Source organism: Methanoplanus limicola DSM 2279 (genome assembly GCF_000243255.1).
In the GTDB taxonomy this organism is placed as follows: domain Archaea; phylum Halobacteriota; class Methanomicrobia; order Methanomicrobiales; family Methanomicrobiaceae; genus Methanoplanus; species Methanoplanus limicola.
In genome coordinates, this window is record NZ_CM001436.1 from 2,229,597 (window position 1) to 2,241,692 (window position 12,096).

The following is a 12,096-nucleotide window of genomic DNA, read 5'->3' on the forward strand; positions in this document are numbered from 1 at the left end:
TCCATAATTATCAAGAAAAAGATGAATTATCATCAAATGCACAAATAATTCAAACAAAGTTTATGAGGAATCTTATTATACAACAGGATTCGGAGAGAAAACAAATGACAGATGATAAAATAAATATATTATTTCAAATTTCTAAAATTTCAAGAAATAAATGGGCTAAAAAAGAAGATGAGATCGTCACGAAAAATGGGATAATAGAGAATATATCCAACGAGGATTTAAATAGTCATATTTCCGAACTTGAAAAAAATGGTTGTATCTTAGTTAACGGTGAAGAAATAACAAATGAGATTCCTTTTTCTAAGATTATTGAAGAGATATTAATCAAAAATTCCAATAAAGATTTTGAATCAGAAAATTTTAATAAGAAACTATCCAAAATTTTCGATGGTAATACAGAAACAGTTGTTGAATTATTGGAAGATTTGGGCCTCATAAAACTATCGGATAAGAAAGTAATTCTGGATTCATCGTTATATAAGGGTAAAGAAAAAAAAGAAAAGAGAAAGAGAGATGAATTATTAGATAATCTTTTAACATTTATTGAAAAAGAGGATGCTCACCAGATTCGCTATGGAATTTATGAAACCGAAATTAGAGGAAATGCTCTGTTCTGTGAATCAATTATTGAAAATGACCCGTTATTTATTAAAACAGAATATGGTTTAAGAAGTTTAATGAATGATGGCTTTCTTTTACCATTAAATAGAGAAGGAAACGTATTGGACTGGGAATTCAGAAGCCGTATCGCTGAAATCATAAGGTTGCTTAGTAAACTTCGGCAGAGATTTTGGGGTCAAAAAAGTCAAGATTCCAAAAAACTAACTCAAGGGGTTAAACTCGAAGTGATCGACAGAAAAACACCTACGAGAAATATAGACCTTGAACAACCAGTTTATGATATGCTATCTGAGTTTAAATCTTATCCATCAGGTGTAGAGCAAAACCTCAGGACAATTACTGATAATTTCATTGAAGCATTAAAAAAGAACAAATATGATCAAATTGCAGATTTTCAGTACAGAAGTTTTACCCACATATTTCAAAAATTAATAGAACAAGATTCCGGTTATAAAGGAATGATTTTAACAGCCGGAACCGGTATGGGAAAAACTCTCGCATATATAGTTCCAATTCTTTATTACATCCTCCTTAATCAGGATAAAAAAGGAACAAAATTGATCAATGTATACCCCAGAACTAAACTTGCAGAAAATCAGATTGAAACATTTATAAAAATATTATATCACATAAACAAAAACAATGACAAAAAAATAACTATTGGAATTGATTATTCCGGAACGCCATATGGATGGACAGATTTTGGAAAAGCTCCAGAATCTGGTAAAAAAACACTCTATGAGAATAATATAAACAGATTATGGAAATATGAAAATACATCAGAAGGAGGAAAATATATATGTCCCTATGCAAAATGTCCTAAATGTGATAAAAACCTCTTTGTTAAGATAAGGAATATTGGACAAAATTCTCCATTAACCTGTGAATGTGGAGTTGAAATAGATTATGTTAAATATAGTAAAGAAGATTTTGCGAATGAACCACCAGATATTTACATCGTTACCACAGAAAGTCTTAACTCACGTCTGATAAATACAAAATACCAAAATCTTTTTGGAACAAAAAACTACTGTGCTCCAAAACTGATCATGGTTGATGAAGTTCATCTTCATACATCATTGAACGGTACCCAGGTGGCATATCTTATACAGCGCCTGCTCAAAAGAATATCTCATGCACATGAGACCTCCGGTTCACCATTAGTTCTTGGACTAAGTGCGACTATTGGAAATCCAATTAAATTTTTCAGTGAATTTACCGGAATACCAGAACATAATATAGTACATGAAGAACCCAAAGACAATGAAATGAAGAAGAGTGGAGTTGAACATTTAGTATTTGTCAAACCTGAAAGTGGTGAAGATACTGATGTTCTGTCAAACCTTCTACAGACCTGCATGTGTGTTCTTCATAACTTCTCTTATTCTTCAGGAAATAAATATAAGGCTCTTGGATTTGTAGATTCACTTGATTTAGTACAGAGATGGAAATCTACGCTCTGCGATGCCGATAATATCAAAAAGCTATATTTATTAAGAAATCCTCCTTCAATTGAGGGTCATAAAGATATTAAGGATTATTTTGGAATTAAACCGGAAAGATGTAGTGATTGTGCAAAACAGGTAAACCGCAACTGTATCTTTTACCAACAGGGAGAATGCTGGTGGTTTATGCGGTATGGCAATCCAACAAAGAAAGATAGTCGATATATAGACAATCTCAAAATTAAATCCAAAACAGGGAAAAGTGGATATGTACCCGACAATTATGACCTACTAATAACAACATCAGCTATGGAAGTGGGTTATGATGATCCCAACATTATGTGTGTTTTCCAGTATCAATCTCCTATGAATATTGCAAGTTTTACACAGAGAAAGGGACGGGCCGGACGTGGTCCAGAAAACAGACCCCTCACTGTCACCGTATTAAGTCCATATAGAACTAAAGACATATTCTATTACCAAAACCACCATAACCTTGTTGAACCTCTATTCGAAAAACCACCGATAAATACAGATAATAAAAGCATTAAAAAAATTCATGGATTTTATGGAACTCTTGATATTATAGCCTATAAATGTAATAATGAAGCCCAGGAACTCGCTAACGAAACTTTCCCATCTCAGACAAAAAAAGACGATGCTGACAAATTAGAGATAAATGACAATATTACAAAATATATATGCGAACTTCTTAATACTGATAAAAATGATGAAATAATTGGAAGCATTAAAAATCTCATTTCAAACTACAAAAGAAAAGCAAAAAATGATAGCCCGGACTATGGTATTACTCCTATAAAAGCCCTCCCTAATGATCTTCCAAATAATCTCTTTTCAAGTATAAATCTCCCCTCCGTTGATATTAAATATGCGGGAGATAATAGTGAACTTGATAAAAATATAGAAATAAATCTGGGACTTTCAGAAACCTCACCAGGCAATGTAACATATAGATGGTTTGGAAAAAAAGATGATATTTCAGCTTATTGGATCCCTGGAAGAGACAACCCCGGGGAGGATTATACAAATGCCAATATTAATCTTAAAAAGATGGATACGCGATATAATTGGTTATATGATGATCCAATCATAACAGAAATAAAAGTAACAAATAATATTCCCAAATCATTAAGAAAATTATTACCAAATCTAGATGATAATTCAATTTTAGAGATTATTCGCCCAAAGAGCATCAGAGTAGTATCATTTATTAGAAGAAATGAATATGATAAAAATAGAAATGGTGGGGGAGATAAGGATGGTAAGGAAGATAAAAAAGATGAGAAGTATTCGAAATGGATTTACTCTCACGATGATTCAAAATTATATAAGGATATTAAAGAGTACAAAGAAGACCATCCTGATGAAAACACAACTTACGGTAATCTAAATACTAAAACAAAAGGTTATCCAATAACATTTTATGATGTAACATTAAAAAAAGGAAACAAAAATCCAAATAATCTCGTAGAATATAATAAAACTTCATCAAATTACCCCCACTTTAAGAGAGCCTCTGAACTTGGAATATTTAAAGATATATTCTCTGAAGTTAACTTTGCCAATAGCGATACCGGAGAATATATTAATGCCCAAAAGATTATTCTGGGTTCAACGGTTACATTTTCAACAGGAAAAGGTAAAAATGAAGAGATTTTTGGATATACCAAAGGAAGTAAAGATTGTGCACTTGGATATTGTATGGAAACCGAAGGGGTTGATCTTTGGTTTGATCTATCAAATTTGGGTGATGAACTAAATATACATAATATAAAAAAGAGGGACAGATCATTTTACAATGATCTTAAAATTAAAATCTTCAAATTTGAAGTATTCAACGAGTTTAAACTGGCAAATTCAATTAATACATTTTCAATAAATGCCTTCTTAAATGTCTATCTATTTATATATGGCCATGAAGAAAATTTAGAAAAGCTCAACAATTATATTTATCATGAATGCAATGATTCTCAAATTTCTGAAGAATTCAGAGAGGTTCTTGAAGAAAATTTCAATTACAATTCACTTACAGAAGATAATCTCTTTTCACTCTTAAATGACCAAAAGTTTATGAGCACAGTAATTAATTTCCATAAAACTGTTCTTTCTGGGGAAAACGAAGAATTGATAAACAAAAGGCTTGAAGATATTTATGTCCACTCTATGAAACATGCTCTAAAATCAGCTTTCGTTATTCTTGGAGGTTTTGATTCAGAAAGGGACCTTTGTGGCTGGACATACCTAAACTATGATTATAATGATTTAGAGCGTGACAATAATGATTTAAAGCACACATACATATTTGAACATGGGATGCATGGAACAGGGGCATTCAGAAATATTTACGATAATTTTAGTCAAAATCCTCATTTTGTATGGAATTTTCTGGAATCTCAAATAGGTGAGTGTCCAACTGCCGAGGAGGAGCATTTTCTTAGAGATATTCTTCAATTAGAAAATGACGACCTTAAAGAATTATCAGAAAAATATCAGGAAATCATTAAATCTACAGATTCTAAGACCAAAGATATAAATGATTTAATCTCGTGGTTTAGGCAGAAATACCATTTTGAACTTAAAGAAGAGAATATCAGAGCACTTAGTCGCCTTTTTTCCAAACCAATTGAAATTGGTGAAGAAGAAATTGAAAACCATCAAATGTTCCGTGAGTTAAATATTAGCCTTATCAACGACCTGAAAAAAGAATACGGTTGTGAGCCTACAGTTGAAGAAATTAAGGGCAGATGCTATCGTATTGTCACTGGAGGAGATGAAAATGAACTTCAGAACTGGAATAAATTTTATAAACTTCTTTCTAAAAATTTAGACTCGGATTATGAAGAAATTAAACAAATTACTAAAGAAGTTATTGATAATACAGTTTGTCTTAAGGAATTTCTTGATAAATTAACTCCTGAAAATAAGAAGCATCTACTTAAAATTTCAGAAGAAGAAAGGAACGGGAAAATACGTAAAATATTAAAATTAGAAAATTCAGAGGAGAATGATGAAATAGTTGATAAAATAATATCAGTCCTGTTTCCATATGATCACGGTAAAAATACATATGAAATTGAAGATAAACTCAGTAAAAAGAATAAGGAACAGGTATTAAATAAGTCATCAGATAGTTCTGAAGCAAACAGAGATAAAAACGAGATACTTAAAAATAAAAAAATCATAGGATATTTAAATTCGGAATTAACCACGTTTGAACATTATTGTAATATTCACAATGGAGAAAATCTTTTCCCAGAAATCAATAATATTTTAATAAAAAAAGCCTTTCTTGAAGAGGTTGAAAAGAGATTGTTAACCACATGTAAAGATGGTTGCCCATCCTGCTTACACACGCTTTGTGATATTGACGGAGACCCACGAAGGAATAACATTTTATTGAGCCGTAGACTTCTTAGGATGGTAATAAAAGACTCAAAGAAACAAAATACAATAACGATTGAAGATAGGAATATCGATGATGAATATTTTGAAAAAATTAAAAGTAGGCTTATTGCAAAATTAGAAGAAAATTACCTTGCATATGTAGTATATCCATTTAATAGATCAGAAGATGTTTCTCAATTAATTCACCAACTAATGATAGAACGAATCGAAATTGAAGAAGAAACTTATGGAATTATGATTAATTCAGGTGGCTATCATAAAATATCAGTACATGAAAAGGATGTTTATTACGAATTAGGTTTTCATTGCAGGAGAATGTCGCTATGAATAATAATGTCCATTATTGGCATAAATTTTTTATTCGCTATTGTGGGGCAGTTTATGATATTACCGGAAGAAAATTTCCAAATTCAGTTCAGATAAATCTTCTCCTAAAGGGAAATGATAAAAACGGAAGGCTATTGCATGAGTAACAGTTCAGAGAGTAAAAAAGAGCCATCATCTCAATTTATACTTAATTATCCAGAAGAAGAATCTATCTCAGAACATCTTCTCGATTTTTTTTGTGCGGAACTTATATATGCAAGGATGAAGGATAAAGATCCTAACAGTCTCTGGTTAATCAGCCCCTGGATTACAGAAAGTAAATTTTCATTTTCTTCACGTGGATGTTTTGCAGATCTTTTCCCGGGATACTCACGGGGTACCATTTATTTTAGTGAAATCCTGAATAAATTTTTGGAATACGGAACTGAGATCAATTTTGTCTGTTACCCACCTCACAAACTCGTAGATATAAAACAAATTTATAAATATCATGATTCTTTATGTAAAATCAACTCAATTTGTAAATCCAATAAAGAAAACAAAACAGAAACTGAAGACGATAAACAAAACCTGATTGAAGAGATAATTAATAATTCCAGGAAAGAATTATCATCTGCACGGGAAAAAGCAAAGGGTAAGTCCTATGTTATTTCCTTTATCAGAAAAATTGAACAGAATGCACCTCCTGAAGCAAAAATAAATATATATTATAATGAGCGTCTCCATGCAAAAATAATTCTTGGTAAAAATGCCGCTCTTTTTGGTTCTGCTAATCTGACACACAGTGGTTTTAACTGGAATGATGAACTTTTGTCCTATGAGACAAACCCGGTAATTTTGGATAGGATGTTAAAGGTTGCCGGCAAACTTTCGAATTCCGAATATAAAGATAATAAAAAGAATAATAACGATAATAGTTCTGAAGAAAAAAATAATGGCAATATCTGGAAATTAGCATCTGATAAATATTCTGCAAAGGAAAAATTTGAACAGATAATAGGTCATGCTAAACTTGAAAAAATAATTTCTTCTGAACAACTCCCATCTGAAATACAGGACATTCTCAAGGATTGTGGAATTTCCGGACTTGACAGAAACACTTATCAAACCTTTGAAGATGAAAATAAAGAGGATATAATTACTGATAAAAAAGATAAATCTGAATCTGATATTAAAGAAAAAGATGAAGTACCAAAAGTTCGTTCTAAAGAATCTAAGGGACCCTCACCAGTTAACTCAAATGAATCCCACCAATCAGAAGGAAAAGAAGAAAATAAATCAACAAATTATGAGATTGGGGAATATAACGGGCATCCTTTACTAAGTTTCCCGGAAATAAAAATGAATTTTGGAAAAGCTAAATGGGAGAAGATTCTTGAGGCCTATGATGCCGGGGTACTAAATAACTATATAGAAATCAGTGAACAATACTCAAAGGATAAAATCGAAAAAGAACTTGATTCCGATGATAAAGCCAAATGGTATGTATATTATAATAATACTGGACCGGCCTTATGCATATATACCTATAATACCTATAATACCTATAAGAAGGAAAAAAAATTCAGCTTCATGTATAAAAAAGCCAAATTTATCTTAGAGAATATCGATACTATTCGGAAATTTTGTAAAAAATCATCGTAACTGATCCACTTTTCGTCAAAAAAATCATCGTAATTGATCCACCCCCAGTAACACTGGCAGTAAATGAAACTGCATAAGACGACAAACACAAGGTGGTGAAATCAATGTGCGATGTTAACAGGATTTATCAGCTGTACCTTGAAACACGATCAAAGAGGAAAGTAGCTGAAATAATGGGAATATCCCGAAACACTGTTTCAAAGTACCTTAATCGTATTGAAAACTGTAAAAATGGATTAACCAATGAGATCTTACCAGAAGATGAGAAAGTTGCAAGACCAAATACAGTATGCAAAGGAGAAATCAGAGATCGGATTCTCTCAATGCTTCTTGAGAATCAGGAAAAACCAAAAAAACAAAGACTAAACGCAAAACAGATATTTTCAATTCTTGTTGGGGAAGGAGAAAAGATTAGCTATTCAACTGTTCTGAGAGAAGTTTCAAAATGGAAGGAAAGCAACTCCTTCAAAGATGTTTGCATAGCTCAGGAATATGATTCAGGCTTTAGATCAGAGTGTGACTGGGGAACCGTTGTATTAAAAATTCCAGAAGAATCAGCAAAGTACAAGCAATTTTCGACAGTTCTGAATTATTCTCTTTATCGCTTCGGAAGAATATATCCAAATTGTATATTCCGGGTAGATCTGAACAGTAAGTCCGGCCAAACTGGACACCGATTCCGCTGAAACTGAACAGTTGGTCCGCTCAAAATGAACACCCTTTCCGCAACTACTGAACAGTCTCATCACTTCCCTTCAACAACCACTATTTTCTTCGTCAGGCTCCTCTGACGAGTCGCCTTCCTCAGCTTCAGAAGATAATTAGGATAGTTTGAGATTTTGCCACGTGAAATATTCGTCTGGTGTCAAAATGATGCCAGGAATTGATTTACCAATGGTGAATTACAAAGAAATCCTTAGACTGAATAGTCTTGGGCTAAAGAAAACGCAGATCGCAGATTCGTGTAACTGCTCACGAACAACAGTGATCGATGTACTGAAAAGAATAGAAGAATGCGATCTCAACTGGGAAATGTCAATGACGGTTTTACATTCCCCAGTACCATCGGTTTATTATTCCCCACCCCTCTTAAATCTTTCTCTAATTTCGGGTCAAACATGTGGAAACCCTTCTCCTTTGATTTTTGACTGATCAATCCATAATTTATGACTCTTTCTGTCTTTCATACGGTAACTTTCACCTCGAATATTCACAACCGTGCAATGGTGAAGAATACGATCAAGAAGTGCAGTAGCTATTACATGATCCTGAAATATCTCACCCCATTCAGCAAGCGTTTTGTTTGAGGTGAATATTGTTGATCCTCTTTCATATCTTCTTGAAATCAATTGGAAGAAACAGTAAGCTGCATCCGCATCAAATGGAAGATATCCAATTTCATCAATGATCAGAACACCTGGTCGTGTTAGTTTTTTCAGATAGCGATCCAACTGACCAATATGGTGAGCTTCTTTTAGACGTTCAATCAGTACTGAAGCATTCAGAAAGATCACTGGGATTCCCTGTTCTATTGCAGTTACCCCAAGGCCAATAGCAAGATGAGTTTTCCCAACACCGGGGGGACCAAGGAAGACAACATTCTCACCAATATCAACAAATCTTAGCGTAGCAAGATCCCGTATTACTGTCTTGTCAATAGAGGGCTGAAATGTAAAGTCAAAATCATTTATTCTTTTGATGAGCGGAAAACCTGCATTCTTGGTACGTGTTCTTATTGTTGATGATACCTTTTCCTTCCACTCCTGCTCAAGTAAATATCCAATGGTTTCAAGGGAACTCAGATTCTCCTTCATGGCACGTTCAAGAGTTGGTTCAAGAAGTGCATCCATCGTCATTAGTTTCAATAGGATTAGCTGTTGATGAACCTGTTCAAGAAGAAGTGTAGTCATGAGGCATCACCTTTAAAAAGTGCATCATAATCTGCGGTGCTGCGTTTTTCTACGAGATATTGTTCTTTTTCTTCTGTATCATCCTGCTTTCTTTTCGGACTTTTGCATGGCTCATTGAGAACTTTTTTGAGGAGTCCTTCAAAATGCTCTTTCTTCTTACTTCGCTGATTCTTTCCTTCAAGAAGGATATGTGTACATATCTCAGTATCATCAGCGAAGACTGAGATTGTGTTATCCTGAACAATAACGTCCACAATTCTTCCGGCATATTTCCAGGGGACTGAATATTGATTATTATACATAGAGATGTAACAGTCTCTCATAACCTTTCGCTGGTATTTCTTCCTGAATACGAATTGAGGATATGACGAATAAGGTCGGAAATTTTCTTTTGGAAGCCTCTCAAATGGAATTTCATAAGTTGTCCCATGAACCTTTGCATTAGCAGTATTCAGCCATCCCATTACCTGAAGATTCAGGTCATCAATAGAACTGAATTCCCTGCCATAGAGAAAATTTTGCTTTACATAGAGCACACCGCGTTCAACTTTACCCTTTGTTTTTGCCCTGTATATTCTGCAGAGGCGGGATGTGAAACCAAAATGGTCTCTGAAATTAATGAACTCAGGATGAAATTCTGAAGAGGTTGAAGGTACTTTCCGCTTCAGAACAACACTTCTCAGATTGTCATACAGGAGGACTTTTGGTACACCATTGAAATATTCAAAAGCCCCAAGATGACCCTCAATAAGAGCCTGAAGGCTCTGTGAATGAAAGAATCGGACATATCTCATCCTGGAATAACCAAGAACCATAATGAAACCATAGACCTTCTTTTTGGTCCCGTCTGTGCATGCATAATTGTATTCAAACCAATCACACTGACCCATTTCTCCAGGAGGTGTTTCATATCTGATCTCAGGAAGTTTGGGAATTTCAGGGCGAACTTTGGAGATATAATCACCAAGAATTGTGAGTCCTCCATCGTAACCCTGTTCTTTTATCTCTTCATAAATTCTGGTGCGTGTTAGAGAGGGATACTGCTCCAGCCTGTTTCTTATGTACGGCTTATATTTGTCAAGCTTGCTTGGCCTGTTACGTCTTCTTCTACTCTCAGGTGGCACATCAGAAGATAGATAGTGCCTGACAGTCTTTCGGTCAAAACCTGTCATACGAGATATTTCACTGATGTTTACTTTTCCAATTGTCAATTCTTGTTCACGAGCGAGGTCTTTTAGCATAAAATAATCCTCCTTGTCTACCATTCTGCTTCAACCAGATACTATCTGGTAATGGACTGGGGAATTTAATTCCGACTAAAGTGAGGAATCTTATCCCGACGCAATTGGGGAGATTCTCACCGTCACAAGTGGGGATTTCTAGACCGTCATTGACAGGAAAAAGCCAATTCTCTGAGCAATGAGGAATTAGCAGATAAAATCATGCCTGCTAATAAAAGCGGTGTAACATATCATATTCCGGATTATGAATATATCCACCGCGAAATGGCGAAGAGTGGTGTTACTTTAGGCTTGCTCTGGCTCGAGTACTGTGAAGAATGTAGTGAATCTGGTCTTATACCATATAAACACACTCAGTTTTACAAATACTATCGAGAATTTCGAAAAACCCCCTTAAAAAGTACTTTACCTTCTTAGAACCTATAATTATTATGAGTTCCTTTGCCAATTTTGCTTTGAAGAATGAGTATAAACAGAAAATTTCAAAAGAAGACAAATTGGCCAAAGTAAATAATAAAATTGACTGGGAAAAATTTAGGCCCATTATTGCCCCATTATATATGAACAAGATAGGGCTTGGTGGAAGGCCCAATTATGATGAAGTTCTGATGATCAAAATGCTTGTCCTTCAACAATGGTATAGCCTCAGCGATCCTGAATTAGAAAGGCAAACTTATGACAGACTTTCATTCAGAAACTTTTTGAATTATCCAGACAAAATTCCAGATCGCTCAACAATTTGGTTCTTTAGAGAAAGACTGGTAAAAGGCCAGATTATAGATAAAATATGGGATGAATTGCTAAGACAAATGAATAACAAAGGGCTTACTATCACTCGTGGGGTTATGCAGGATGCATCATTCATCACAGCAGACCCTGGTCATGCAAAGAAGGATAAACCAAGGGGTGATGAAGCACAAACACGAAGATCAAAAGATGGGGAATGGTCTAAAAAAGGCAATAAGTCATATTTTGGTTACAAATTGCACACATTAACGGATAAAGAAAATCAGCTTATCTATCGATTTACAACAACTATAGCCAATGTTCACGATAGCAAAATAGATCTCTCAAAAGAAGGGGAGACAGTATATCGTGATAAAGGATACTTTGGAGTTAAACCAAATGCTTCAATGGATAAAACGATGAAGAGAGCAACAAGAAATCATCCATTGAAAGAAAAAGATAAGCGTAGAAATAGAGCAATTTCCCGAACAAGATCAATGGTGGAATTACCTTATGCTTTCATAAAGCGTATATTCCATGGAGGACATGTTTTACAAACTACAGTTGAAAGAGTGCACGCAAAAAATATGTTTTCTTGTTTTGTATATAATTTATTTCGACTTGATGGCTTATCGCGATAGTCCACAATAGCGACAGCTATAGAAAAAAATCTAAAATAACTCAAATATGAAGACTTTTTTAGCTTAAACTCCTAAATCATTGAGATATTTGCAGAATATTTGGCAT

General features: G+C 34.1%; 7 protein-coding genes. 5 read left to right on the plus strand and 2 right to left on the minus strand.

The annotated features are described in order from the left end of the window. Nucleotides 1–104: 104 nt before the first annotated feature. The 4 genes from METLIM_RS10570 (at nt 105) to METLIM_RS10580 (ending at nt 8,158) form a co-directional block, all read left to right on the plus strand. Nucleotides 105–5,828, plus strand: a complete 5,724-nt coding sequence (locus METLIM_RS10570) for a DEAD/DEAH box helicase (RefSeq protein ID WP_004078445.1) — start codon at nt 105–107, stop codon at nt 5,826–5,828. Then, nucleotides 5,825–5,974, plus strand: a complete 150-nt coding sequence (locus METLIM_RS16660) for a hypothetical protein (protein ID WP_004078446.1) — start codon at nt 5,825–5,827, stop codon at nt 5,972–5,974. The genes METLIM_RS10570 and METLIM_RS16660 overlap by 4 nt, the downstream gene beginning before the upstream one ends. Further along, nucleotides 5,967–7,472: a phospholipase D-like domain-containing protein gene (locus tag METLIM_RS10575; RefSeq protein WP_048145895.1), complete on the plus strand. Its 1,506-nt coding sequence runs from the start codon at nt 5,967–5,969 to the stop codon at nt 7,470–7,472. Before METLIM_RS16660 ends, METLIM_RS10575 begins: the two co-directional genes overlap by 8 nt. A gap of 104 nt (nt 7,473–7,576) precedes the next feature. Beyond that, nucleotides 7,577–8,158 carry a hypothetical protein gene (locus tag METLIM_RS10580; protein ID WP_004078448.1) on the plus strand — a complete coding sequence of 194 codons (582 nt, stop codon included), beginning with the start codon at nt 7,577–7,579 and terminating at the stop codon, nt 8,156–8,158. A 426-nt stretch (nt 8,159–8,584) separates the two neighbouring features. Here METLIM_RS10580 and istB read toward each other — a convergent pair whose 3' ends face one another. Further along, on the minus strand, nt 8,585–9,382 hold the full coding sequence (gene istB, locus METLIM_RS10585) for an IS21-like element helper ATPase IstB (RefSeq protein WP_004078449.1): 798 nt from the start codon (nt 9,380–9,382) through the stop codon (nt 8,585–8,587). Continuing rightward, entirely contained in the window at nt 9,379–10,647 is a 1,269-nt protein-coding gene (gene istA, locus METLIM_RS10590; RefSeq protein WP_048145897.1) for an IS21 family transposase, read from the minus strand. The genes istB and istA overlap by 4 nt, the downstream gene beginning before the upstream one ends. 407 nt (nt 10,648–11,054) lie before the next feature. Here istA and METLIM_RS10595 point away from each other — a divergent pair, with 407 nt between their 5' ends. Then, nucleotides 11,055–11,990: an IS5 family transposase gene (locus METLIM_RS10595; protein WP_004075882.1), complete on the plus strand. Its 936-nt coding sequence runs from the start codon at nt 11,055–11,057 to the stop codon at nt 11,988–11,990. Nucleotides 11,991–12,096 lie beyond the last annotated feature (106 nt).

What these genes read in the sequence shown, in the direction of transcription:
- METLIM_RS10570 (WP_004078445.1), top strand. Translation starts at nt 105, where the DNA reads ATGACAGATGATAAAATAAATATATTATTTCAAATTTCTAAAATTTCA.
- istB (WP_004078449.1), bottom strand. Translation starts at nt 9,382, where the DNA reads ATGACTACACTTCTTCTTGAACAGGTTCATCAACAGCTAATCCTATTG.
- METLIM_RS10580 (WP_004078448.1), top strand. Translation starts at nt 7,577, where the DNA reads ATGTGCGATGTTAACAGGATTTATCAGCTGTACCTTGAAACACGATCA.
- METLIM_RS10595 (WP_004075882.1), top strand. Translation starts at nt 11,055, where the DNA reads ATGAGTTCCTTTGCCAATTTTGCTTTGAAGAATGAGTATAAACAGAAA.
- istA (WP_048145897.1), bottom strand. Translation starts at nt 10,647, where the DNA reads ATGGTAGACAAGGAGGATTATTTTATGCTAAAAGACCTCGCTCGTGAA.
- METLIM_RS16660 (WP_004078446.1), top strand. Translation starts at nt 5,825, where the DNA reads ATGAATAATAATGTCCATTATTGGCATAAATTTTTTATTCGCTATTGT.
- METLIM_RS10575 (WP_048145895.1), top strand. Translation starts at nt 5,967, where the DNA reads ATGAGTAACAGTTCAGAGAGTAAAAAAGAGCCATCATCTCAATTTATA.